Source organism: Pseudohalioglobus lutimaris, from assembly GCF_002866825.1.
Taxonomy (GTDB): domain Bacteria; phylum Pseudomonadota; class Gammaproteobacteria; order Pseudomonadales; family Halieaceae; genus Halioglobus; species Halioglobus lutimaris.
This window is the reverse complement of sequence record NZ_PKUS01000011.1, coordinates 129,160-152,026: the sequence shown is the minus strand read 5'-3', so window position 1 is coordinate 152,026 and position 22,867 is coordinate 129,160. Positions and strand designations below refer to the sequence as shown.

At 57.9% G+C, this 22,867-nt stretch carries 26 protein-coding genes and 2 tRNA genes; 9 read left to right on the top strand and 19 right to left on the bottom strand.

The annotated features are described in order from the left end of the window. Positions 1-45: 45 nt before the first annotated feature. The 4 genes from C0039_RS11160 to C0039_RS11145 all read right to left on the bottom strand — a co-directional run bounded on the left by C0039_RS11160 (position 46) and on the right by C0039_RS11145 (position 2,733). Positions 46-133, bottom strand: a tRNA-Ser gene (locus C0039_RS11160). A gap of 89 nt (positions 134-222) precedes the next feature. Further along, positions 223-1,041 carry an NADPH-dependent 7-cyano-7-deazaguanine reductase QueF gene (gene queF, locus C0039_RS11155; RefSeq protein WP_101518078.1) on the bottom strand — a complete coding sequence of 273 codons (819 nt, stop codon included), beginning with the start codon at positions 1,039-1,041 and terminating at the stop codon, positions 223-225. Between the two features lie 4 nt (positions 1,042-1,045). Continuing rightward, positions 1,046-1,819, bottom strand: a complete 774-nt coding sequence (locus C0039_RS11150) for an ABC transporter permease (RefSeq protein WP_076001442.1) — start codon at positions 1,817-1,819, stop codon at positions 1,046-1,048. Continuing rightward, on the bottom strand, positions 1,816-2,733 hold the full coding sequence (locus C0039_RS11145) for an ABC transporter ATP-binding protein (RefSeq protein ID WP_076001443.1): 918 nt from the start codon (positions 2,731-2,733) through the stop codon (positions 1,816-1,818). Before C0039_RS11145 ends, C0039_RS11150 begins: the two co-directional genes overlap by 4 nt. Positions 2,734-2,803: 70 nt before the next feature. Here C0039_RS11145 and C0039_RS11140 point away from each other — a divergent pair, with 70 nt between their 5' ends. The 6 genes from C0039_RS11140 to C0039_RS11115 all read left to right on the top strand — a co-directional run bounded on the left by C0039_RS11140 (position 2,804) and on the right by C0039_RS11115 (position 8,257). Then, a complete protein-coding gene (locus C0039_RS11140) occupies positions 2,804-3,187 on the top strand; it encodes a PA2817 family protein (protein WP_084179868.1) in 384 nt (127 codons plus the stop codon). A 67-nt stretch (positions 3,188-3,254) separates the two neighbouring features. Further along, positions 3,255-3,330 (top strand) — tRNA-Glu (locus C0039_RS11135). A gap of 187 nt (positions 3,331-3,517) precedes the next feature. Beyond that, entirely contained in the window at positions 3,518-4,573 is a 1,056-nt protein-coding gene (locus tag C0039_RS11130; RefSeq protein WP_133125984.1) for a phosphotransferase family protein, read from the top strand. 32 nt (positions 4,574-4,605) lie between these two features. After that, entirely contained in the window at positions 4,606-5,067 is a 462-nt protein-coding gene (locus C0039_RS11125; RefSeq protein ID WP_076001445.1) for a (2Fe-2S)-binding protein, read from the top strand. Beyond that, positions 5,064-7,307 carry a xanthine dehydrogenase family protein molybdopterin-binding subunit gene (locus C0039_RS11120; RefSeq protein WP_101518077.1) on the top strand — a complete coding sequence of 748 codons (2,244 nt, stop codon included), beginning with the start codon at positions 5,064-5,066 and terminating at the stop codon, positions 7,305-7,307. Before C0039_RS11125 ends, C0039_RS11120 begins: the two co-directional genes overlap by 4 nt. 2 nt (positions 7,308-7,309) lie before the next feature. Beyond that, positions 7,310-8,257: an XdhC family protein gene (locus C0039_RS11115; protein WP_101518076.1), complete on the top strand. Its 948-nt coding sequence runs from the start codon at positions 7,310-7,312 to the stop codon at positions 8,255-8,257. Between the two features lie 3 nt (positions 8,258-8,260). Here the strand turns inward: C0039_RS11115 and msrB are convergent, their stop codons facing one another. The 7 genes from msrB to C0039_RS11080 are packed head-to-tail and all read right to left on the bottom strand — an operon-like array spanning position 8,261 to position 12,909. Then, complete coding sequence (gene msrB / locus C0039_RS11110) at positions 8,261-8,647, bottom strand: peptide-methionine (R)-S-oxide reductase MsrB (protein WP_076001448.1); 387 nt, start codon at positions 8,645-8,647, stop codon at positions 8,261-8,263. Further along, complete coding sequence (locus C0039_RS11105) at positions 8,644-9,795, bottom strand: ATP-NAD kinase family protein (RefSeq protein ID WP_101518075.1); 1,152 nt, start codon at positions 9,793-9,795, stop codon at positions 8,644-8,646. The genes msrB and C0039_RS11105 overlap by 4 nt, the downstream gene beginning before the upstream one ends. Next, on the bottom strand, positions 9,788-10,942 hold the full coding sequence (locus C0039_RS11100) for a 4-phosphoerythronate dehydrogenase (RefSeq protein ID WP_101518074.1): 1,155 nt from the start codon (positions 10,940-10,942) through the stop codon (positions 9,788-9,790). Before C0039_RS11100 ends, C0039_RS11105 begins: the two co-directional genes overlap by 8 nt. Next, positions 10,930-11,841 (bottom strand): 5'-3' exonuclease, encoded by a 912-nt coding sequence (locus tag C0039_RS11095; protein ID WP_076002418.1) that lies wholly within the window; start codon positions 11,839-11,841, stop codon positions 10,930-10,932. Before C0039_RS11095 ends, C0039_RS11100 begins: the two co-directional genes overlap by 13 nt. 1 nt (position 11,842) lies before the next feature. Beyond that, positions 11,843-12,415: an elongation factor P hydroxylase gene (locus C0039_RS11090; protein WP_232334807.1), complete on the bottom strand. Its 573-nt coding sequence runs from the start codon at positions 12,413-12,415 to the stop codon at positions 11,843-11,845. Beyond that, positions 12,415-12,657, bottom strand: a complete 243-nt coding sequence (tusA, locus tag C0039_RS11085) for a sulfurtransferase TusA (protein WP_076001451.1) — start codon at positions 12,655-12,657, stop codon at positions 12,415-12,417. The genes C0039_RS11090 and tusA overlap by 1 nt, the downstream gene beginning before the upstream one ends. A gap of 9 nt (positions 12,658-12,666) precedes the next feature. After that, the gene (locus C0039_RS11080) at positions 12,667-12,909 is read right to left on the bottom strand and encodes a YheU family protein (protein WP_084179870.1); all 243 of its coding nucleotides are present in this window, start codon (positions 12,907-12,909) and stop codon (positions 12,667-12,669) included. Positions 12,910-12,984: 75 nt separating this feature from the next. Between C0039_RS11080 and C0039_RS11075 the strand changes: the two genes are divergently transcribed. Beyond that, complete coding sequence (locus C0039_RS11075; RefSeq protein WP_101518073.1) at positions 12,985-13,500, top strand: glycine cleavage system transcriptional repressor; 516 nt, start codon at positions 12,985-12,987, stop codon at positions 13,498-13,500. A 61-nt stretch (positions 13,501-13,561) separates the two neighbouring features. Here C0039_RS11075 and C0039_RS20915 read toward each other — a convergent pair whose 3' ends face one another. Genes C0039_RS20915 through prmB form a run of 3 tightly spaced genes read right to left on the bottom strand, consistent with a single transcriptional unit; the run spans position 13,562 to position 15,866 of the window. Further along, complete coding sequence (locus C0039_RS20915) at positions 13,562-13,783, bottom strand: hypothetical protein (RefSeq protein WP_133125983.1); 222 nt, start codon at positions 13,781-13,783, stop codon at positions 13,562-13,564. A gap of 15 nt (positions 13,784-13,798) precedes the next feature. Then, complete coding sequence (gene aroC, locus C0039_RS11070) at positions 13,799-14,902, bottom strand: chorismate synthase (protein WP_101518072.1); 1,104 nt, start codon at positions 14,900-14,902, stop codon at positions 13,799-13,801. 43 nt (positions 14,903-14,945) lie between these two features. After that, positions 14,946-15,866 (bottom strand): 50S ribosomal protein L3 N(5)-glutamine methyltransferase, encoded by a 921-nt coding sequence (gene prmB / locus C0039_RS11065; protein WP_101518071.1) that lies wholly within the window; start codon positions 15,864-15,866, stop codon positions 14,946-14,948. A 94-nt stretch (positions 15,867-15,960) separates the two neighbouring features. On the opposite strand from prmB, the gene folE reads away from it, so the two are divergent. Beyond that, positions 15,961-16,518: a GTP cyclohydrolase I FolE gene (gene folE, locus C0039_RS11060; protein WP_165787102.1), complete on the top strand. Its 558-nt coding sequence runs from the start codon at positions 15,961-15,963 to the stop codon at positions 16,516-16,518. Positions 16,519-16,538: 20 nt separating this feature from the next. On the opposite strand, the gene C0039_RS11055 is transcribed toward folE, so the two are convergent. From C0039_RS11055 to htpG, 5 genes are all read right to left on the bottom strand, one after another. Then, entirely contained in the window at positions 16,539-17,069 is a 531-nt protein-coding gene (locus tag C0039_RS11055) for a DUF4892 domain-containing protein (protein WP_084179871.1), read from the bottom strand. Positions 17,070-17,075: 6 nt separating this feature from the next. After that, the gene (locus C0039_RS11050) at positions 17,076-17,942 is read right to left on the bottom strand and encodes an alpha/beta fold hydrolase (RefSeq protein WP_076001455.1); all 867 of its coding nucleotides are present in this window, start codon (positions 17,940-17,942) and stop codon (positions 17,076-17,078) included. After that, positions 17,939-18,439: a SixA phosphatase family protein gene (locus C0039_RS11045; RefSeq protein WP_076001456.1), complete on the bottom strand. Its 501-nt coding sequence runs from the start codon at positions 18,437-18,439 to the stop codon at positions 17,939-17,941. Before C0039_RS11045 ends, C0039_RS11050 begins: the two co-directional genes overlap by 4 nt. An 18-nt stretch (positions 18,440-18,457) precedes the next feature. Continuing rightward, positions 18,458-19,474 (bottom strand): NAD(P)H-dependent glycerol-3-phosphate dehydrogenase, encoded by a 1,017-nt coding sequence (locus C0039_RS11040; protein WP_076001457.1) that lies wholly within the window; start codon positions 19,472-19,474, stop codon positions 18,458-18,460. A gap of 220 nt (positions 19,475-19,694) precedes the next feature. Further along, positions 19,695-21,611, bottom strand: a complete 1,917-nt coding sequence (gene htpG / locus C0039_RS11035) for a molecular chaperone HtpG (RefSeq protein WP_101518070.1) — start codon at positions 21,609-21,611, stop codon at positions 19,695-19,697. 220 nt (positions 21,612-21,831) lie between these two features. On the opposite strand from htpG, the gene C0039_RS11030 reads away from it, so the two are divergent. Then, positions 21,832-22,839 (top strand): FAS1-like dehydratase domain-containing protein, encoded by a 1,008-nt coding sequence (locus C0039_RS11030; protein WP_084179872.1) that lies wholly within the window; start codon positions 21,832-21,834, stop codon positions 22,837-22,839. Positions 22,840-22,867 lie beyond the last annotated feature (28 nt).

Sequence of the window (22,867 nt, the reverse complement as noted above, 5' to 3'; positions counted from 1 at the left end):
TGGGGAAGAGCCAGGGCCACCCGATGGGCAGCCCTTTCAGGTTTATGGCGGTGAGGGAGGGATTCGAACCCTCGATACGTTTCCGTATACACACTTTCCAGGCGTGCGCCTTCGACCACTCGGCCACCTCACCATTGAGGGCGCGCATAATAGCACAAGCCGTGGCCGTTTCCAGTCCCCGAACTACTAAAAAAACGGCCACCCAGCGAGGGCGCGGCTCTATTACTGACGGTTCATCCTGGGCCGCGGCCGGGCGCCGGGGTCTGTACTGCGAAACGGGTTGATATCCATACCCCCACGACGCGTATAAAAGGCCTGAATGTGCAAAACATCCGCCTGCGTTACCGAGCCTATATCAGAAAACATACGCTCCACACATTGCTCGTGAAATTCCTGGTGCTGGCGAAAAGCGATGATGTAGCGTAACAGGCTGCAATGGTCCAACGACTGGCCGCGGTAGTGTATCCACACGCTGGCCCAATCCGGCTGCCCCGTCACCGGGCACAGCGAGCGCAGCAGGTGACTGTGCAGGGATTCCTCTATTCCCTCCCCCGTTGTACGCAGCGTATCCGCCGCGGGGCTCCCCGCGCTGGCGTTGATACTGTGCCCATCGATACACTCGCCCTCAGGCACTGCGCCGCCCAATGCAGGCGAAGTGACCGGCAACAGTTCTAAGGCCACCGCAGCGCCCGTGGCAGCGCTAACGTCCCTTGCAATCACTGCGAGCAGATCCTCCTCGGACTGAAAGCGCGTATTGTTCAGTGAGTTCAGGTATAGCTTGAACGACTTCGACTCAATCATATTGGGCGAATCGGCGGGCACACTGAAACGCCCCACCCGCACCTCTGGCTTGCCATTGTCATCCAGCCAGGACATCTCGTAAGCGTGCCAGAGATCCACGCCGTACATTGCCCGCGATGGGTCCAGCGACAGCCCGTCACGTCCCGTTTCCCGAGGAATGGGATAGAGCAAGTCCGGGCTGTATTGATCCACTACGGGTGTCTGCTTGCCCAATAGCAGTTCATCGGAGAATTCAGCCATAGTGCTACTGCCTCAGTCGTTTTCCGCTATTGAGCAGGTGCATGCTGTAACCGAATGCGGCCACGGTGAACAACGCGATCATGCCAAATGCGACCGAGAGGCTGACATCAGAGACCCCGAGCACACCATAGCGAAACGCGTTCACCACATAGACCAGCGGGTTGAGCCTGGATACCGCGGCCCAGAAGTCGGGTAGCAGATCCATGGAATAGAAAACCCCACCAAGGTAGATCAACGGCGTGAGCACAAAGGTAGGGATGATGGAAATATCGTCGAAGCTATTGGCATAAACAGCATTGATAAAGCCGGCCAACGCAAACAGCGTCGACGTCATCAGCACGACGCTCACTACCACGAGATAACTATGTATCTGCATGTCGGTAAAAAACAGCGATACCAGTGTAACAACCACCGCTACCAGCAAGCCGCGGGTGACACCGCCAACAACGTAACCCATAAGGATCACATAATTGGGCGTGGGCGAAACCAGCAGTTCTTCAACACTGTGATTAAACTTTGAACCAAAAAACGAGGAGACCACATTGGAATACGAGTTAGTGACAATGGCCATCATGATCAGCCCCGGAACAACGAACTGCATGTAGCTGAAACCGCCCATCTCGCCGATTCGGGAGCCGATGAGCGTCCCGAATATGACGAAGTACAGGGACATGGTTATCGCTGAAGGCAGCAATGTCTGGGTCCAGATGCGCAGGTAACGTTTTATCTCCTTACGCAGGATGGTCATGAAGGCATTGAACTGTTCTGTGGCGTTCATGCGACGCCCTCCACCAGGTTGACGAACATCTCTTCCAGGCGGTTGGCGCGATTGCGCATGCTGTTGATACGCACTCCCTGTGCATCCAGCGCTGCGAACACATCGTTAATGTGCTGCCCTTTTTGTACCTCGACTTCAACACTGTGCTCATCCAGCCTGCGGCAGGTGAAGTCCGCGATACTGATCACTTCAGGCAGGGTATCCTCTGTGTCGAGGATAAATACTTCGCGGTGCAGGCGTCGAAGCAGTTCGCGCATGGAGGTATTTTCCACAATTTCACCGTGATTGATAATCCCGATATGGCGGCACAGCGCCTCGGCCTCCTCCAGGTAATGCGTGGTGAGAATGATGGTGGTGCCCTCAGCATTGATCTGCTGCAGAAAGTCCCACATCGAGCGGCGCATCTCGATGTCCACACCCGCAGTGGGTTCGTCGAGAATCAGCAGCCTGGGCTCGTGAACCAATGCCCTGGCAATCATCAGCCTGCGCTTCATGCCACCAGAGAGAGTTCGCGATGTCACATTGCGCTTGTCCCAGAGACCCAGTTCCTTAAGATACTTCTCGGCCCGTTCGCGGGAAAGCTCAACCGGCATGCCGTAATAACCGCCCTGGTTGACCACGATATCGGACACGGTCTCGAACATATTGAAGTTGAATTCCTGGGGTACTATGCCGATAGTTTTCTTCGCCGCCGGGAAGTCCTCGTCGATATCCGCATCAAATACCTGCACCCGGCCCCCGCTCTTGCTCACCAACGAGCATATAATGCCAATTGTCGTCGATTTGCCGGCCCCATTGGGACCTAGCAGGGCGTAAAAGTCGCCCTGTTCAACGGTCAGGCTGATGCCCTTGAGAGCCTCGAATCCATTGTCGTACACCTTGCTGAGGCGTTCGATTGTGAGTGCTGGTATCATCTGGTCTGGTCTGGCGCTTGAGAAAAGGGCGCTATTGTAACCGCTAACCTGCCAGCAGACGATAATCTCTATGGATGATGCACAATACGCCCGCTATTGCCGCGACTTGCTGGGCGACTTCGCAACAACATTTGCTACTCGCACCGAGCACCTGCCCGAGGATGACAGCCTGCGTGAGCTTGCCAGAAGCTTTAGCAAGCTCGCCTCAGAAGCGGGTGACCTGTACGTCGATGGCCCCGCCCTGGTGTCCCGGCTATTTGTCACCTACCCCGACTTTGCACCAACTTTCCCCAGGGAAATTCTCTGGTTTCTGGGCGGCGAATGCCTGCATTACATGCCAGACGACGAAATCGCCACATGGCAACAATTGGACGAGTTGCGTCATGATGCTGCTGCACAGGGCAAGGTACTCGACATCCATCAGGCGCGATCCAGTCTCAGGTCGGTACAGTAGTTCGGGCCCGCGCTTGACGGACCCATTTGAGGCCAATAAACTTCGCGCCTCTCGATTGAGTCCAAATGTCCCCTTCGTCTAGTGGCCTAGGACACCGCCCTTTCACGGCGGTAACAGGGGTTCGAACCCCCTAGGGGACGCCACTCGACCGCTATGCAGCCCTACCCTCCAAAACCTCCATCCTCGCAGCGGCTATTACCATGTATCGCGCTACGGCTCAGGTGTTTACCTATTGACGACAATAGCCGGGCTTTGCCATGTTAGTCAGTCAGGGCATAGAACGATAGAACGCCGCGACAGGCCTGAAAGCGGCAATAGGGAGCAGTGATTGTGGCCAGAAAAGAAATTGGTGATCTGGAGAGCATACGCCAGAAGCTGGAGAATTGGCTGCCGGAGAAGTTGCCGGGTGCTGCACAGGTACACCTCAACGAACTGACATTCCCTGAGGAAAGCGGTGAAAGCAGCGTGACGCTGCTACTCAACGCCAAAGTAGACGGACAACCAATGCGCTTCGTCTGCCGCATGAAACCCTTGAACAACCCACTGTTCGCCGACTACGACCTGATGCTGCAATATCGTTTGATGGAAATCGCGGGAGCAAACGGTGTGCCGGTGCCGGAGCTGGTGGCCTACGAACCGGATACGACACTGGTCGGTTGCGACTTCTACGTAATGCACTTCACCGACGGCCTGATCCCCAGTGACAACCCTCCCTATGCGTTCGGCAGTTGGGTGACAGAGCTCAGTGCACAGCAGCGTTCGCAAATGTGGCGCAATGGGTTGGAGGTACTCGCACAGATACACTCCATTGATATGTCTGCCTACGATACGCCATCCTTGCCGCGCTCAGTTGATGGGCAATCAATCTTGCAGCATGAAATCGACAAGTTCGCCGCAATTGCCGACGACAACGTTGCAACAAGCCTTGCACCGATAGTCCTGGAAGGCCTCGAATGTGTCAAAGCAAACGCCCCTGAATCCGGCTCTGTGCGACTTTGCTGGGGTGACGCACGGGTGGGCAATGTAATCTGGAAAGACCTGCAACCGGCTGCGGTCATTGACTGGGAGATGGCCAGTCTGTGCGATCCGCTCATGGACTTGTCATGGTGGTACTGGGTTGACTATGCCAACAGCGTCGGCCTGGGGGTAAAGCGCTTGAGCGGGTTGCCGGACCGCCCCGAACTGTATCAGCAATGGCAGGCATTGACGGGGCTATCCACAGAAAACAGTCTCTACTACGACCTGTTTAACGTGGTGCGTTTTGCTATTATTCTGGAGAAGAAATTTCTCGAGGTCGGCCTGGCCGCAGACATGGGCGGTGAAAAAAGCTACGCCAGTGCGCTGGTCGCGCCGTTGCTTGATGAGTATCGCCTGCAATCTCAATAGAAGCCCAATTACCGCATAGGAAATCAATCCACATGCAACTGGATATCAATGGCCTGGCCTACGAAATCGACATTTCTCCGCAACTCCCCCTGCTCTGGGCGCTGCGCGACCACCTGCAACTAACAGGCACCAAGTACGGCTGCGGCAAGGGACTGTGTGGTGCCTGCACCGTGCATCTGGACGGCCAACCGGTTCGCTCCTGCCAGACGCCGGTCTCCGCTTTGCATGGCAAAAAAGTGGTGACCATTGAGGGCCTGTCCGAAGATGCCAGTCACCCCGTACAACGCGCCTGGAAGCAACATAATGTCCCCCAGTGTGGCTACTGCCAGTCGGGCCAGATCATGTCCGCAGCCGCTCTGCTGGCCAATAACCAGCAACCGACCCCAGCCGAAATAGACACGGCCATGTCTGGCAATATCTGCAGGTGCGGTACCTATCCACGCATACGCGAAGCCATTCGCGATGCCAGTGGCCAGTCAGCGGAGAAGAAATGAACACTATAACCACCCTGTCGCGTCGTCGCTTCCTGGCTCTGACGGGCGTGGCCAGCAGTGGCCTCGTACTCATGGGCAGCATTCCAGGCACCGTACTCGCCAGTGTGCTGGACGAAGCTGAGGGTGCGCCCCTCAATCTCTTTGTCAGCCTTAAAACCGACGGCACCGTTGAGATTATCGCTCACCGTTCAGAGATGGGTACCGGAATTCGTACCAGTCTGCCGCAAGTCGTCGCCGATGAGATGGAAGCGGACTGGACCAGGGTGCATGTGATACAGGGTCTGGCCAACGCCGATTATGGCAGTCAGAATACTGACGGGTCGCGCTCTATACGTAACTTCTACCAGGTTATGCGCCAGATGGGTTCTGCGGCACAGGCCATGCTCAGGCAGGCCGCGGCAAACACCTGGGCTGCCGACGTCCGCGATGTTTCTGCGCAACAACACAGGGTTCATCATAGGGATGGCCGCTCAATGGGTTTTGGCGAACTGGCCACGGCCGCGGCAACGCTGCCCCTGCCCGACCTGAATACGCTGACACTGAAGGACCCGTCCGAATTCCGCTACATCGGCAAAAGTGTGCCAATTGTTGATCTGGACGACATGTGCAGTGGGAACACCACATACGGTGCAGATGTCCGTATCCCCGACATGCTCTTCGCCAGCATTGAGCGTACACCCACGCTACAGGGCAAAGTCAAATCCTACAATGAAGCCGCCGCCCTGAAGCTTCCTGGTGTGGTAAAGGTGGTCAAGATCGGCGGCACAGCGCTGCCCTCCTCCTTTCACGCGCTTGAAGGTGTCGCCGTGCTGGCGACCGATACTTACACAGCCCTCTCTGCCAGAGACTCGCTTGACGTGCAGTGGAACGGCGGTCAGCACGCCACTTTCGACTCCGAGCGCTATCTGGATACGCTTGCAGAGCGGGTGAGCTCCGGCCCCGGCAAGGTGGCGCGCGAACGCGGTGACACAGACAAGGCGCTGGCCAGTGCCGCGAAAACCGTTGAAGCGAACTACCGCACGCCCTATCTCGCCCATGCGCCCATGGAGCCACCAGTGGCAACGGCCCATATCCACGACGATATTTGCGAGGTCTGGGCCTGTACCCAAACGCCACAGGCGACACAACGTGCCGTTGCAGAGGCTCTGGATCTCGATGTTTCCAGGGTCAAGGTACACGTCACACTTCTGGGTGGCGGCTTCGGCCGTAAATCCAAGCCGGACTACAGTGTGGAGGCCGCGCTGCTGGCGAGGGCCAGCGGCAAACCTGTGCAGGTGGTATGGAGCCGTGAGGACGATGTCGAACACGATTATTACCATTCCTGTTCTGCTCAATATTACCAGGGTGGGCTTGACCAGGACGGCGCACTAACCGCCTGGCTGGCGAGGGAAGCAACCCCTCCCATCAGGTCGACCTTTGATAGAGACGCCAACATCCAGGATGACGGCGCACTGAACATGACCTTCGGCAGCATCCCCTTCAGTGTTCCCAATTTACGACTCGAGAGCCATGTAGCCGAGACCCAGGTGCGTATTGGCTGGCTGCGCTCCGTTTTCAATATTCCCTATGCGATTGGTGTAGGCTGCTTCATGGACGAGCTTGCCCACGCGGCAGGCCGCGACAGCGTCGAATTCTGGCTGGACACTATTGGCGAGGATCGTCACCTGGATTTTGCCCCGGAAGGCTTCAAGTTTGGGAACTATGGCCGTAGTCTCAAGGAATACCCCTACGACACCGCCAGATTAAAGGGCGTCATCCGTCAGTTGCGGGACAGTATTCCCTGGGGTGAGGCCCTTCCCGAGGGAGAGGGTTGGGGAATCAGCGCCGCCCGCAGTTTTCTCAGTTATGTAGCGGTGGCCAGCAAGGTGAAGATCGTAGAGGGTCGGCTTACCGTTACCGAAATGCACTGCGTTATCGATGCCGGCACCGTGGTCAACCCTGACCGGGTGCATGCACAGATTGAGGGGGCAATGATCTTTGGGCTCAGCCTGGCAATGATGGGCAATATCGACTTCAAGCGCGGTGCTGCCGTGCAATCAAATTTCCACGATTACCCCGTGGCCCGTATCAACCAGACGCCCGCGGTAATCAAATCTCACATCATCCCCAGCGACGCTTTACCTGCGGGCGTGGGCGAGCCCGGTGTGCCGCCAGTCGCGCCCAGTATCGCTAACGCGATCTTTGCCGCCAGCGGCCAGCGCATTCGAGACTTTCCCTTTAATCGCCACTTCAACGTTTAGCTATGCATACACAAGATCAAGCAGTACTCCAACAAGCCCTTACATGGTGCCAGAGCAACCAGACTGCCTGGCTGTGCACTATCGTCGAGACGATCGGCGCCTCACCGCGCCCCAGAGGCTCCATGCTGGTCTGCAATGCGCAAGGTCACACCGCTGGCTCACTTTCCGGCGGCTGCGTGGAGGAGGACCTGGTAGCTCGACTTGGCAATGGTGAGATCGACACCAGTTGTCCACAGCTGCTCGACTATGGGGTGACGGCGGAAGAAAACGAACGTTTCGGCCTCCCCTGCGGTGGCCGGCTGCGCATACTGGTTCAGGCACTGGTGCAAAGTGATAGCAACTGGCTGGAACAGGCCTCGGCAGCAGTGAGTGAACGACGCTGTCTACTGCGTACAGTGTCTATCAAAAGTGGCGAAACCCGAGTCAAATCCGTGGGGCGCTATACAGAACTCTCAGTCACACAAGACACGCTGAGTCAGTGTTTCGGCCCACAGATGCGCATGTTGCTGGTCGGCGCCGGGCAGTTGGCACAATCGCTGGCGGAACTGGCGCTGGCAATGGATTACCAGGTCATGGTGACTGACCCCAGGCCAGAGGTGCTGGCCCAGTGGCCCGGCCCTGAAGTGGAGTTGATTCAGGGTATGCCGGATGATGTTGTGCTGGCACACGCCGCAGACCGGTTTGCGATCGTCATCACGCTCACCCATGATCCGCGCATCGATGACATGGCGCTGATGGAGGCACTGGCAACCGAAGCCTGGTACGTGGGCGCTCTCGGCTCACAGCGCACCACGGATAAACGACTGCAGCGATTGCGTGCTCTGGACGTTGCCGAGGCGCACATCGAGCGGCTGCACGCTCCCGTCGGCCTGCCCATTGGCAGTAAAACCCCGCTGGAGATAGCCGTGGCGATCATGGCTGAAATCACCGGCTTGCGCAGGAACCGCTAGGCTTTATTCGCCGTCCCTCTCCAGCTTTACCGAAAGGCTGTTAACGCAGTAACGCAGACCGGTAGGCTCCGGCCCATCGGTAAATACATGACCCACGTGTGAGCCGCATTGCTTGCAGGTAATTTCAGTGCGCGACATGCCCAGGCTATTGTCCGCCGTCTCTTCAATTACGTTTGAGTCCGCGGGCTTGAAGAAACTGGGCCAACCGCAACCGGCGTCAAACTTGGTGTCGGAAAGGAAAAGGGCCTCGCCGCAGCAACGGCAGTTGTAGACACCGTCGTCTGTGGTGTCCCAGTATTCACCGGTAAAAGGCCGTTCCGTGCCTTTTTCGCGACACACATGATATTCCTCTGGCGTGAGCTTATCGCGCCACTGTTCATCGTCTTTCATCTTGACTCCTCAATGGGCATGCGACCTACAGGATAGAGTATCCGGTCGTCATAGCCGGTTATGACCTCGTGGTAACCGCAAAGTTCTTCATCCAGTTCCGTATCATTGGTGTCCACCAGCAGCGGGCGCCCTTCCAGGCTGGTGATTTTTGATTTTGCGGCAACAATTGAAATTCGATCCGCACCCACCGCACGAATCACCGCCGGCGACAACTGCTGGTTACCGCGACCAAAAATATGCCCCTGGCCACCAATGGCGGTGACTACTATTCTCGCGGGCCCGAGGTTGGCAGCGAGCACTTCAAGCAGGTCCGACTCATTGGCGTCCGCGCAAAGTAGCTGCCTGTTGCGCACCACGTCTACACCCAACAGGGTATTGGCCACACCCAGCTCGTCCATGATCGCTGCCGTTGTGGAACCGGGGCCGATCAGATAACAGGTGTCCTCGTCCATTTGCTCAGCCATCCAGGTGGCGATCTCGGCAGCCACCAGCTCCTGACTCTCCCGCCCCCCCACTTTGGTGTGTTGCAGGAAGCGCCCTTCACCCGGGACCAGCATGTCGCCGTAGAAGCGACTGCGTACCACGTCGCGACGAAAGGCTTCCTCATCAATGTCACGGACCTCCTGGCTGCGCAAGCCCACCAGCCCACCCCGTGCCAGCTCTAACAATAATTCTCCCGCGGCCTCCGGCGATACCGCAAACACACCCGAGTGCATTTTCACCCCCGCCGGCAGGCCCAGCACGGGCAGTGACTGGCCCACCGCATCAAAGATATCTCTGGCAGTGCCGTCGCCACCTGCAAACAACAATATATCAACGCCGGAAGCGCATATGGCTCTGGCCGCCGCTACGGTGTCGGCGGCGCCGGAAAGCCCCTCCCCCGGTCCGCCCAGCACCGCGAACGTGAGCCCCAGCTCGGCGCACACGTCAGCGCCCATCGCACCAGACCAGGTGGTAAAGCGCACTTCAGGTACGTCAGTCAAAGGGGCCAGCGCACGCATTGCCCGGTCCTGCGAGCGATGCAGTTCTTCCTCAGTCATGGTCGCAGCCAGCTGGCGCAGCGTATCGCCATCACTGCCTTTGAGTCCGCGACTGCCGCCCAGCCCGGCCAGCGGGTTAATGATCAGGCCAATATTCAGTTCAGGCATCTTCCGTTCCCCTGGTGACAGCTATGCAACCGAGAGCGGCCACCAGCGTACTAAAGCTTTTCGTCTGCGCGGTGAGCGCCACCGTGCGGCCGGCCAACTCACGGCGCCTGGCATAGTGTTTACGCAAACTGTCGAAGTTATCGCCCGCGGCAGAGGAGTCAATGTCCAGGATAGCCTCCCGCAGCAGTTTGTCATCGTCGCCAATGGCGTAACTGGCGGCGAGCAAATGGCGCAATGCATCGGCAGGGCCGCTTCCAGCCTCAATCTCCAGGAGTGGAAGTGGTGACAGCGGGTCTATATCCTGCACTGCCAGCGCTGGATTCTGTGTGGCGAGCGCCTCACAGAGCATGCGCGTTGCCAGTACCTTGCCGTCCAGACTGTAGCCGGCGATATGGGCGGTTCCCAGGCGCACCTGCTGCAGCAGGTCAGCGCGGATATACGGCTCCCCTTCCCACACATCGAGTAGCACCTGGGGCGCACCGGGTGCCCTCAACCTGCACAGCAGTGCTGCGTTATCGACCACGGCACCACGGCTGGCATTGATCAACAGCTGTGTTTGCTGCAGTTGCGCAAGGCGCTGCTGATCCAACAAATGGTAACTGGGCCAGGGCTGCCGTCGAGTCAGCTCCGCATGCAGGCAGATCACCTCGCAGCGCAGCACATCATCCAGCGGCGCCAACGAGGCGATTTCGCCCGCATCAAGCCATGGATCATATGCAAGGTGCTGTATTCCCAGTGCGTCAAAACGCGCTGCCAGGGCTTTGCCCACATGACCATAACCGACGATACCCACACGGGCGCCCGCAAGCAATCGCTCCAGATAGTCATCGACTTCAGCGATAGCGCAGAGCACGTACTCGACGACGGAGTTGGCATTCGCGCCCGGCGCATTAACGAAGCGGATCCCCGCCGTGTCCAGCCATGCTTGATCGATATGGTCGGTACCTGCTGTGGCTGTTCCCACAAACTTGACGGATGTGCCCTGCAGCAAAGCGGCGTCCACCCGGGTCACCGAGCGCACCAACAAGGCATCTGCGTCAACCAGGTGGCCGCGCCGGATATCCCTGCCCGGCAGTCGCCGCACCGTAACCTGATCAGCCAGCAGCGCCTCCACCGCAGGTATGTTTTCATCCGCTACGACGCGCATGCCATCTCACCTTGCAGCCGCCGCCAGCGCTGTAGCAGTGGTCCTTTGATGTTCAGCGCTTCCAGGTAGGCAATGACCTGCTCGCTTGCCTGTGGACCGGGCGCGAACGGCTGTGCGGGCGCCATTGCGGGTATAGCCGCCTCCAGTGTCGCCAGCTGACGGGACAGGTGAATCTGCTCCCTGTGCGCCGACAGTTTGTCCGCCAACTTTGCAGCCCCGCGCACCGGTATCCCAGCTACGCTGTCCAGTTGGCGCCAGAGTGTCTCTATATCGCCGAAGTGCTGGAGCAGAAGCGCTGCGGTCCTGGGTCCGACCCCGGGTACGCCCGGGATATCATCGATACGGTCACCGACCAGAGCCAGATAATCGGCGAACTGGTCAGGGCGCACGCCAAATCGTTCGGTGAAGGCAACTATGTCCAGTCGCTGGTCTGCCGCGAAGTCCCACCAGCTGTCCTGGTCGTCCTGTAGCAGCTGACCCAGGTCTTTGTCCCGCGTGAGCACCGTGACCGGAAGGTCTCGCGCTTTTGCCAGGGCAGCGAGACTGGCGAGATAATCGTCGGCCTCGTACCCTGGCCCACCGTAGCAACTGACGCCGCTCAATTCTGTCAACCGGCGACAGGTCCGCAACTGGAAAGCAAGCGCCGCGTCTGGCAGTTCCCGGCTGGACTTGTAGAGTGGGTAAAGCTGATGACGAAAGCCGGTGCCAAGACTTTCATCAAACGCTGCCGTCACCCAGTCGCCCTTGCGTGTCTGCGCGATGAAGTCGCAGAGGAAACCAGCATAGCCATAAACGGCGTTAAGCGGCATGCCATCAGCGGTATGCCAGCGGTCGGGCAGCGAAAACCAGGCGCGAAAAATATAAATGGAGGCATCCAGCAGCCATGCACGCTGGCGCATATCAGGCCAGGTCTGCGGCATTAAAACGCAGCGAATCAAGCGACCCGGGGCCGCCAAACTCGTGGGCCAGTACACGGTATAACTGGCCGGCCCGCTGCGGCAGCCCTGCGGCCTGATAGGCCCTCGCCCGCGCGGCGACTTGCTGGCGAAAGAAGGACGTATCGGGGAGATCGCCTTGCGGACCGAAGTTGTCCACACTGACCCGAAACCGGTGGCGGCAAGCCAGCGAGAAAAACCACTCCAATGCCTGCGGCTTGACCTCTACCGCCTCAAACGCTCTCTGCTGAGCAGCATTGCGTCCCTCCGGGGCATACCAATAGCCAAAATCCACCTGCTGACGCCGATCGACACCGGCAATACACCAGTGTGCAATTTCATGCAAAGCTGATGCGAAGTAGTCTTCGCGGTAGTAAAGCAGATTGGGGGCACCCTTTGTTGTGGCAGGCTGATAGAGCGGTTCATCGGCCCCTCCCACCAAAAGCGTGCTCTCGGACCGGGCGAAGCAGCGCGCAAAGGCCATTTCCAGCCGGTCACAAGCGGATACTGACGCGCCCGCGGGATTGGCTTCCTGCACTACTGCGCGTCCCGTTTACGCAACCAATAGCGGTAGTTGCCGTCCGCTGCGTCCTGCTGCAGCAGCTCGTGCCCCAGAAACTGACAGAACTTGGGTATATCGCGCTGGGTTGAAGGGTCTGTAGCGAGCACCTGCACCACTTCACCTGTGGCCATGTCACGGACAACATTGTGTAGCAGCATCACTGGTTCAGGACAAAACAGCCCCTTGGCATCGAGAATATGGTCAACTTCAATAGACATTAATGACGGCTACCCCTCCAGTAGTGCACGTGCCTGCTCGGCCACGACAATATCCCATTCCTCAGCTTCCACATCATAAAGAATGCACAGATCTGCATTCTGCAATTGGCGGCGCAGATTGCCGGTCTTCTGGTCCAGGGTCAACTCCACCGCGCCGTAGTCGGTACCGTCCCGGCTGGCGTAATCTTCCAGCAAGTTTTGCAGCACCTCGGGCTCAAGGCGGTCGGCGGGCACCTGTATATATGAAGTCACTGTAGTTTACTCTTTCTGCCCAATCGGGATGCAGGGTAATATACGGCCTGCGTAACTGAAAGTGGAGACCCCGTCTTGGACGCTTCCTACATTATTACTTTTATCGGCGACGATCGCCCCGGCCTGGTGGAACAGCTTTCCAGTACCATCGAGAGCAACCAGGGGAACTGGCACGAGAGCAGGCTATCGCAATTGGGTGGCAAATTTGCCGGACTGGTGCTGGTATCACTACCTGCCGGCAATGCGCCCTCGCTGGAAACCGCGTTGAAAGCCCTGGACGCCAATGGTTTAAGCGTACGGGTAACACCGGCTGAAGGCGACCCGGTCAGCAGCGGCGGAAAAGCGATTACTTTGAGGGTTTTGGGGCCTGATCGCCTGGGCATCGTCAAGGAGATATCCCGGGCGCTGGCCTCGCGTGAGATCAATGTAGTAGAGATGGATAGTCACGTACATAGTGCCGCAATGAGTGGCGAAATGCTGTTTCAGGCACGCATCGACGCACAGGTGCCACAGGATCTGGACATGGATAACCTGCACGACACCCTGGACGAGATCGCCAATCAGATGACGCTGGATATTGATCTGGAGTAAGCGGTTTCCAGTTGTTCATTGCGCGCGGGTGGTATGCGATGCGCACGGGTGGCTGCGCCGCTCAATCGTTGTTACTGAATAAACGCCGCAGCGCCACACACACCCCCACCGCAATGCCCGCCGCCAGAATCACCAGGGCAATCACCGACAGCGTGACCAGGAACAGCTCCAACATTTCTTCCCAGGCGATACCAAACTGGTCTATCGCCGACCAGATCAATACGCCCATGGCCGCAACGCCCAGAAGTATGGTGCGATAGTACCTGCGAACGGCTTTACTCACCGGTCAGCCAAGCCATCAGTTCGGGCGTGAAGCCGGGATAACCGGTGTCTCACACCGCACATCTGCATTTTGCCCTCGATGGCGCAGCAGGTGATCCATGAGTACGATAGCCAACATTGCCTCGGCAATAGGTGTGGCGCGAATACCCACACAGGGATCGTGGCGACCGTGGGTAACCATCTCCATTGCCTTGCCATGCGTATCGATGGTGGCACCCGGCTGACGAATACTGGAGGTGGGCTTCAGCGCGATACTGACCGTAATGTCCTGGCCACTGGAAATTCCACCCAACACGCCGCCCGCGTTATTGCCAATAAACCCCTCTGGCGTCAGCAGGTCACGGTGCTCACTTCCCTTTTGTTCCACGCTGGAAAAGCCGGCGCCAATCTCCACGCCCTTCACCGCATTGATACTCATCATGGCGTGAGCGATATCGGCGTCGAGCCTGTCGAAGACGGGCTCGCCCAACCCGGGCATGACGTTGGACGCCACCACATTGATGCGTGCGCCGATGGAATCGCCCTCTTTGTTAAGGTCCGCCATGTAGGCTTCCATTTTTGGCACGGCATCGGCGTCAGGGCAGAAGAACGGGTTGGTCTCAACCTGCGCCCAGTCCAGCTTTTCTGCCCGTATGGGACCCAGTTGGGAAAGGTAGCCGCGCACCTCGATACCGTAGCGGCTGCCCAGGTATTTCTTCGCTACAGCGCCTGCTGCCACGCGCATGGCCGTTTCTCTGGCCGAGGAACGGCCGCCTCCGCGATAGTCGCGAAAACCATACTTTTGATTGTAGGTGTAGTCTGCATGCGCCGGACGAAACGTGTTGGCGATGTTGGTATAGTCCTTGGAACGTTGGTCGGTGTTTTCGATCAACAGACCGATGGGCGTACCAGTAGTTTTGCCGTCAAACACGCCGGACAGAATCCGGACTTCATCCGCCTCCCGGCGTTGGGTGGTATAACGCGACGTGCCCGGCTTGCGCCTGTCGAGGTCTCTTTGCAGGTCGGCGCTGTCGAGTTCCAGCCCAGGGGGACAGCCATCAATGACACAGCCCAACGCCGGTCCATGACTCTCGCCAAAACTGGTGACGGTGAAAAGCTTGCCAATACTGTTACCGGACATCTTGATGCTGCGCCTGCGAGTTTAGGGCCGCCTATTATACCTATTATCCGCTCAGGCTCTCACGGTATTGACGTAATTCCTGCGCAGTCAGCACAAAAAGGCCGTGGCCGCCGGCCTCTAGCTCCAGCCACGTAAACGCAACCCCCGGATAGGCCCGCTCCAGTGCTTCCCAACTATTGCCGACCTCAACTGCCAGCAAACCGTCATCATTGAGAAAGTCCAGCGCACGGGCAAGGATGACCCGCGTAAGCGCCAGGCCATCTGTGCCGCTTCCCAGGGCCAGCTCCGGCTCATGCTGGTACTCCTCAGGCATCGCCGCCAGGTCTGCAGCATCGACGTAGGGAGGATTGGACAGAATCAGGTCATAACGCCGTCCGGCAAGCGCATCAAACAGGTCAGACTGCACTATCTCTACCCTGTTTTCGCAGCCTAGTAATGCACGATTCTCCGCTGCCAGCTCCAGCGCCTGCGTATCGAGATCCACAAGGTCCACCGCTGCCTCGGGAGCATATACCGCCGCCGCCAACCCGATGCAACCGCCACCACAGCACAGGTCAAGAATACGCTGCGGTTGCTTGCCTGCGTACCAGGGCCGGTAATCATTGAGTATCAATTCAGCAATAGGCGAACGCGGCACGATCGCCCTGCGGTCACAGGCAAACTCGATACCGGCAAACCATGCCTTCCCGGTCAGGTACGGCAGCGGTACGTGCTCCAGGGTGCGTCGACGCAGCAGGGACAATACCTCCTCGCCTTGCGCCGCGCTGAGTGGAGTGCTCAAGCAACCGTCATCTGCATCAGCGGGCAGTTGTGCGACGAATAGCACCAGTTGCACAGCCTCATCCCAGGCGTTGTCCGTGCCGTGGCCGAAGAAAACGTCGCCGTTTTCCAACGCTGCGCAACAGTATTCCATGGCCTCTCCCACACTGCTGAAACGCCTGCTCTGATCGCTATTTTCATCCATCGGTGAAGTGTACTCGCTGTTGCCCCCGGTTTGCCATGCGTGGGGGCGATTGTTACTATCGCTGCGCCGCAACGGCGGCTGGTTTACCTTCGATATGAGGCGTTATCTGGTGGAAGAGAACTGGGCAAATATAATTACGGCCATCGGCGAGGATCTCAATAGACCCGGTCTGGTGGACACGCCAGCACGTGCCGCGCGCGCGTTCGAGTTTCTCACCCGTGGCTATCAGCAATCGGTGGACGAGGTCGTTAATGAAGCCCTGTTCCCGTCCGAGTCCAGCGAAATGGTACTGGTGCAGAATGTTGAGCTGTACTCACTGTGTGAGCACCACCTGCTGCCGTTCATTGGCCGTTGCCACGTCGCCTACATTCCCACTGGAAAAGTGCTGGGTTTGTCCAAGGTTGCCCGACTGGTGGATGTTTTCGCCCGCCGGCTGCAAATACAGGAATCCCTGACCAGCCAGATCGCCGAAACCATCATGACAGTCACTGGGGCAGAAGGCGTGGGCGTCATCATTGAGGCCCGTCACATGTGCATGATGATGCGCGGCGTCGAGAAACAGAACTCGGTAATGAAAACGTCCGCGATGCTCGGTAGCTTTCGAGAGCACCAGGCCACACGCGACGAATTTTTGCAGCTGCTGCAAATGTAAGCAACAGCGACGACCCGTGGCTAGGGAGCAATCGCCAGCAATTCAGCGTGCAGGTATTGCCTGTCAGCAGTGCGTGTCGAACTGAACAGCAAAAGACGGTAACCGGACGGCTCACCATCACGACCGTAAACACGATACCGCTGCTGGTCGTCCCGGCCATAGAGCAAACGCTCGTGAAACACCCTGTTGGCCCACTGGGCGCCTTTACCGCAGCTGCGACCCTCGCAAGCGAATAGCAGTTCCTCTGGCTTGAGTGCTGACTCGATCTCGGTGAGTATCTCATTCGCCGTGAAGCCGTCAGTGATCTGCCAGGTATAGCGGGTCAACTCGCCGCTCTGGCGCTCACTCTTCTTGAAGCCCCACACGCCGCGAACCTTGCGCATGGCACCCAGGCCAATCTCGTGGTCATTAACCGTGGTCACTCCGTGCCCTACCCTGACCGCGTGCGGGTAAGCATCGAACTGTTGCAGCAGTACTGCGGGATTCTCCGCCCGAACGGGCAGTACGACAACAAACAGGGCCGCAATAACAACTTTGATGATAATTGACATATAACCTCAACCACGACCCAGCAAAAAGCGCTGCAATCTCTGCGCAAGTGTAACGACACCGTTCTCCATATGGAAATGATGTCCTCCCGGCACCTGTTCAAGCTTAATGTCGGGCATGCGCTCCTCGAGGGACTGGAATACTTCCGGGTGCTTGCCAGCCAGCCCCTGCTCTGCCGCCATTAGCAGTGTCGGCGTGGTCACTGCGGCCAACACGACATCAATCTGCTCTGTGGTCATCTTAACCGCCGACGCGCCCCGCAACCGGGGGTCAGTAGACCAGGTAAAGCCGCCCTCGCAGGCTCGCAGATTGCGCATCGCTATGAGCTGTGCCGACGCCCTGTTCAACCCCTGCTCTTCGCGCACCATGACAGCCTGTTGTTCGCTCTCAAAGATGCGGTACTGCCGATTTAACAGACGCTCCTTCTCTATCACAAAGTTGCGCATCTGGTCGACAAAACCCGCTGGCTCCAGTGGCGACGGCACGATACCGTCCAGCAGTATCAGCCGCGAGACCAACTCCGGGAACGTCGCGGCAAAGAGCGTACCGATAATAGCGCCCCGCGAATGCCCGATCAGTGCGAATTTGCTCCAGCCCAACTGCTCTATGATACCCCTGATCTGGGGAAGGTCGTCATAGACCTGGTATGTCGCATCGGCAGAGCGCCAACCGGATTGGCCATGACCGGAGAGATCCAGGGCGACCACATAAAACGCGTCGGCCAGGCAGGCAGCGAGAGGAGCAAAGCTTGCGGCGTTATCCAACCATCCATGCAGGGCCAGCACGGGCGGACTTTCTGGATCACCCCAGCACTGGGCGGTCAAATGCAGCCCATGAACATCCCACGCTCGTTCAACTGGCACGACGTCACTCATACCACTGCCTCATATTCAGGGGGCTGGGCAGAGAAGCACAGGCTACCGCAGCCACTGGCGAACACATCGAGCTGCAGGGTCGCGAGTCCCCCGGGCAGCAACGGCGCCACCCTTCCCGGCTGCCCCAGATAATGATCAACCAGCGCTGAAACCAGTGGCTGGTGTGACACCAGCAGCAGGTGCTGTGCAGGCCCGGCGGACCACCTTGCGTCCAGTTCATTGTCCACATCCGCAGGGTAACGGCCCGGCACCAGGGCCGTACAGGCTGTACAAGGAGCATCGGGAAAAAAGCTCGCCAGTATGCCTGCAGTCTGGCGGGTGCGAACCCACTCGCTGAACAGGATGTGGTCTGGTGGCGCGAGGCCTCTTTTCTCACACTGTTGCGCGAAGCGCTGGACGCCCAGGCCAATGTCCGCACGTCCCTGCGCAGTTAACTCCCGCACTCGGTCACTTGCAGCACTTCCGGCCTGACCGTGGCGCCATATCGTCAATAACATAGCAATTCCATCTGTTAACTAGCGGATGACAAACTCCACATCCTGGGCCTGCTCCCGGTGCATTATGGACGTCAGTACGTCCTCGACTTCCCGGTGTTCGTAAAGAATAGCGTGGAGGCCGTCCACCAATGGCATGGGCACGCCCCGGGAGTCGGCCTCGCGCTTGAGCAACCCGAGGGTATTGATGCCCTCCGCTACCTGGTCCATCGTCGCCAGAATATCCTCCAATGGCCGGCCTTTTCCCAATGCGAGCCCTACCTGGTAATTACGTGATAAAGGTGATGAACAGGTCACAAAAAGATCGCCCACCCCCGAGAGCCCGAGAAACGTCAACGGGTTGGCGCCCAGACAGACAGCAAAACGCGACATTTCCGCCAGTGCTCGGGTAAGCAGCATGCCCTGGGTATTTTCACCAAAACCCAAGGCTGCGCCGACGCCGGCGAGAATCGCATAGACGTTCTTGAGCGCGCCGCCCAGTTCCACACCGTACATATCATCAGACGCGTAGATAAGGAAAGCCTCGCAGTGCAGGAGGTCATGGATGCACCGGGTTACGGAAGGCGACTCACTGGCTATCACTGAAGCGGATACATGGCCCAGGGCAATCTCGCTGGCGAGATTGGGGCCCGACAGCACACCCAGCGGGTTATCCGGCAACTCCTCGCGCAAGATCTGGCTCATCAGGCGAAAGCCACCTGGCTCTATACCCTTGGTCAAGCTGATAACCTGGCTATCGCCAGAAATCATCCGGGGCAATTGCTGCACGACTTCACGGAACGACTTCCCGGGAACCGCAACGAAAACGATATCCGCATCCGCTACCGATTCGCGCAATGATGTCGTCGCGTACAGTCTGTCGCTGAGATGATACCCCGGCAGGTAAACACTGTTCTCCCGGGAGCTGTTAATGGTCGCGGCCAGGCCGTCATTACGTAACCAGAGCCTGACGCTGTGACCGTTGTTGGCGATGATGTTGCCGATAACCGTGCCAAAACTGCCACCGCCCAGCACCGCGACGGTGTGTCGAGTGGTCATATCGCCAACTCCATTCTTATGCTTTTGCCGCACAGTCTACCAAAACGAATAGCATGAGCGCGCTTTTTACATAGCGTCGCAAAAACCTGTTCCCAGGCCAGGCCTCGTATATGATTGAGAATCGGGGTGACCGGGATACCGATCCAGCGGATCGGGTTATTTCTGCAGGGACAGGCGAACCACGACAGGCGCTACGCCTGCCGTGGTTCGCCTGGAAAGCCTACCTGCCGCTCAGTGTGAGCAGCAGCTTGTTCAGCCTGGACACGTAGGCAGCCGGGTCATCCAACTGCCCTCCCTCGGCCAGGTTAGCCTGATCAAACACGATTGCTGACAACTCGGCAAATTGGTCTTCGTCCTGCTCCTGGTCGAGCATTTCCAACAGAGGATGCCCCGGGTTAATCTCCAGAATCGGTTTGCTGTCTGGAACCGGTTGTCCTGCCGCTTCCATTATGCGCCGCATCTGCGCGCCCATATCGAATTCACCCACCACCAGGCAGGCCGGTGAGTCTGTCAGTCGCGCCGTCGCCCGGACTTCTGCCACCTTGCCTTCGAGCACCTTTGTCATGCGCTCTACCAGCGCTTCGCTTTCCTTCTGCAGCTTCTCCTGCTCGGCTTTTTCTTCTTCCGTGTCCGCTGCCAGGTCCAGGGCCCCACGAGCGACGTCCTGGAAGGCCTTGCCGTCAAACTCCTGGAGATGATTCATCAGCCAGTCATCAACGCGGTCGCAGAGCAACAGCACCTCAATGCCCTTCTTGCGGAATACCTCCAGATGGGGACTGTTCTTGGCGGTATTGAAATTCTCGGCAACAACATAGAAGATTTTCTCCTGGTCTTCCTGCATACGCTGCACATAGTCTTCCAGGGACTGGTCTTGCTCCGGCGCATCAGTATGCGTCGAGGAAAAACGTAATAGACCGGCAATTTTCTCCTTGTTGGCAAAGTCCTCAGCCGGGCCTTCTTTCAACACCTGGCCGAACTCTTTCCAAAAACCGGCGTAGTCGTCACCGCCTTTCTTCGCCAGTTTCGAAAGCATATCCAGCACGCGCTTGGTCAACGCGCTGCGCATGGACTCTACTGCTGCGTCCTGCTGCAGGATCTCCCGTGATACGTTCAGTGGCAGGTCGTTGGAGTCCACCACACCTTTCACAAAACGCAAATACAGAGGCAGGAACTGCTCTGCGTCGTCCATGATAAACGTGCGCTGCACATACAACTTCAGGCCCCTGGCCATGTCGCGGTTCCACATATCGAACGGAGCGCGCTTGGGAATGTAGAGCAGGCTGGTGTAGTCGAATTTGCCTTCTACCTTGTTGTGGCTCCAGGTGAGCGGCTCATCGAAATCATGGGATACGTGCTTGTAAAACTCGTTGTATTCGTCATCTGAAATCTCGGTGCGGCTGCGTGTCCACAGTGCGGTGGCCTCGTTAACGGCTTCGTATTCGGGGGGCTGCTCTGTCTGCTCTTCCGCGTCTTCTGCCACTGGCGCTGCGGGCTTGAGCATCATTACCGGTACCGAGATATGGTCAGAGTACTTTTTGATCACGCTACGCACGCGGAAGTCGTCTGCGAATTCCTCGCAGTCGTCTTTCAGGAACAGCATGATACTGGTACCACGAGTCGCCTTGTCACGCGGCTCTACGCTGAACTCTGATTCTCCGTGTGATTCCCAAACCACGCCCTGGTCAGCATCTTCTCCTGCCTTACGCGTATGCACCTCAACGCGATCTGCCACGATGAACGCAGAGTAGAACCCAACGCCGAACTGGCCAATCAATTGCGAGTCTTTCTGCTGGTCGCCAGTGAGACTTTCCATGAAGGCCGCGGTGCCGGATTTGGCGATGGTGCCAAGGTGTTCGACCACCTCGTCACGGTTCATACCGATACCGTTGTCCGCGATAGTGATGGTTCGCGCGTCCTTGTCCACATCCACCTGAACCTGGTAGTCACCCTGACCTTCCAGTAAGGCCTCGTTGGACAAGGCCGCAAAACGCAATTTGTCGATGGCGTCTGATGCGTTGGATATCAGTTCGCGGAGGAAGATTTCCCGGTTGGAATAGAGAGAGTGGATCATCAGGTGAAGCAGCTGCTTCGCCTCGGTCTGGAAACCCATGGTCTCCTTTTTAACATCTGCAGTCATTGGTCAACCTCGATAGCTAAGCGATTGAAATTTAATTAGATTATTACCTGCGGGGGGATATGGGGCCACTGCCTGCCGTTTTCAAGGGTAGAATGCCGCCATTGCCGGGCCCCCGCTGGGTGATTGACACATCTCGCACATGTATTCGACCCCTTCGGTGCTGTCGGCTGCAAAGCAAAAGACCTAAGATTTTGGATCGTGCAGCAGAAAAGGCAGAATTATGAATCGCGCGGTCTCTGATCAGAAAGAACTGGATACCAAGGCACTGACAGGCAATCGGCTGGGGCCTTACAACAGCTTTAACCCGGTAAGCCGTGTACAGGTCTGGCAATGGTGCAGCGCCATGGGTGACCGCAACCCGCTCTACCTGGATACGGCTTACCAGGCAGCACGGGGTATCACCTCTGCGCTAGCGCCACCGGCAATGATGCAGATGTGGACCATGCGCGACGTCAATATGGTCTACGCGCCGGGCTCGACCGACGACGCCCCCTATCAGGTCTTCGATACACTCAGTGAGCACGGTTTTCCGGCCAACGTGGCTGTGAGCTATGACATCAGCTTCCATCGTTACCTGAACGAGGGTGACAGGGCCCACCACTTTACGACGGTCGTTAATATCAGTGAACTGAAAGAGACCGGGCTGGGCCAGGGCTACTTTGTGACTGAGCGAGTTGAGTATCTGGACCAGAACGAGCAGCTTTTCGCCGAGGCACTGATTACCTATCTGCAGTATGCGCCTGCCCAGGAACAGCAGGCGGATGACAGTAACTCGGCAGATTCAGCACAGCCGGTAACACTCCCGACCAGCGAATGGGAGCCTGATTTTGTCGATCTTGACCCGAGCTCAGTGTCCGCTGGACAGCAGCTGCCTGAACTGGCGATCCCCATCACCCATAAGCTGATTGTCAGCGGCGCCGTTGCCACTCAGGACTTCATCGACGTACACCATAATGCACCAGCTGCCAGAGCAGCGGCCATGCCCGATATTTTTATGAATATACTCACCACCAGCGGCCTGTGCGCCCGCTACCTCAGTGACTGGGCTGGCCCTGGCAGCCGCCTGCAGAAGCTGAGATTCAAACTGATGGCACCAAACGTACCCGGTGATACCATGGTTATGCAGGGGCAGGTTTCTGCCGCAGACGACGGCCAGGTTGAAGTGCAGTTTGGCGGACGCAACAGCCGCGGCTACCATGTCAGTGGCACGGCCACGTTGGCACTGTAACCGCGCATTCAACGAATGGATTCGGAAC

Bases quoted from the DNA above. Each gene is read 5' to 3' on its own strand.
- queF (WP_101518078.1), bottom strand. From the start codon at position 1,041: ATGGCTGAATTCTCCGATGAACTGCTATTGGGCAAGCAGACACCCGTA.
- C0039_RS11150 (WP_076001442.1), bottom strand. From the start codon at position 1,819: ATGAACGCCACAGAACAGTTCAATGCCTTCATGACCATCCTGCGTAAG.
- C0039_RS11145 (WP_076001443.1), bottom strand. From the start codon at position 2,733: ATGATACCAGCACTCACAATCGAACGCCTCAGCAAGGTGTACGACAAT.
- C0039_RS11140 (WP_084179868.1), top strand. From the start codon at position 2,804: ATGGATGATGCACAATACGCCCGCTATTGCCGCGACTTGCTGGGCGAC.
- C0039_RS11125 (WP_076001445.1), top strand. From the start codon at position 4,606: ATGCAACTGGATATCAATGGCCTGGCCTACGAAATCGACATTTCTCCG.
- C0039_RS11120 (WP_101518077.1), top strand. From the start codon at position 5,064: ATGAACACTATAACCACCCTGTCGCGTCGTCGCTTCCTGGCTCTGACG.
- C0039_RS11115 (WP_101518076.1), top strand. From the start codon at position 7,310: ATGCATACACAAGATCAAGCAGTACTCCAACAAGCCCTTACATGGTGC.
- msrB (WP_076001448.1), bottom strand. From the start codon at position 8,647: ATGAAAGACGATGAACAGTGGCGCGATAAGCTCACGCCAGAGGAATAT.
- C0039_RS11105 (WP_101518075.1), bottom strand. From the start codon at position 9,795: ATGCCTGAACTGAATATTGGCCTGATCATTAACCCGCTGGCCGGGCTG.
- C0039_RS11100 (WP_101518074.1), bottom strand. From the start codon at position 10,942: ATGCGCGTCGTAGCGGATGAAAACATACCTGCGGTGGAGGCGCTGCTG.
- C0039_RS11095 (WP_076002418.1), bottom strand. From the start codon at position 11,841: ATGCGCCAGCGTGCATGGCTGCTGGATGCCTCCATTTATATTTTTCGC.
- tusA (WP_076001451.1), bottom strand. From the start codon at position 12,657: ATGTCTATTGAAGTTGACCATATTCTCGATGCCAAGGGGCTGTTTTGT.
- aroC (WP_101518072.1), bottom strand. From the start codon at position 14,902: ATGTCCGGTAACAGTATTGGCAAGCTTTTCACCGTCACCAGTTTTGGC.
- prmB (WP_101518071.1), bottom strand. From the start codon at position 15,866: ATGGATGAAAATAGCGATCAGAGCAGGCGTTTCAGCAGTGTGGGAGAG.
- folE (WP_165787102.1), top strand. From the start codon at position 15,961: ATGAGGCGTTATCTGGTGGAAGAGAACTGGGCAAATATAATTACGGCC.
- C0039_RS11055 (WP_084179871.1), bottom strand. From the start codon at position 17,069: ATGTCAATTATCATCAAAGTTGTTATTGCGGCCCTGTTTGTTGTCGTA.
- C0039_RS11050 (WP_076001455.1), bottom strand. From the start codon at position 17,942: ATGAGTGACGTCGTGCCAGTTGAACGAGCGTGGGATGTTCATGGGCTG.
- C0039_RS11045 (WP_076001456.1), bottom strand. From the start codon at position 18,439: ATGTTATTGACGATATGGCGCCACGGTCAGGCCGGAAGTGCTGCAAGT.
- C0039_RS11040 (WP_076001457.1), bottom strand. From the start codon at position 19,474: ATGACCACTCGACACACCGTCGCGGTGCTGGGCGGTGGCAGTTTTGGC.
- htpG (WP_101518070.1), bottom strand. From the start codon at position 21,611: ATGACTGCAGATGTTAAAAAGGAGACCATGGGTTTCCAGACCGAGGCG.
- C0039_RS11030 (WP_084179872.1), top strand. From the start codon at position 21,832: ATGAATCGCGCGGTCTCTGATCAGAAAGAACTGGATACCAAGGCACTG.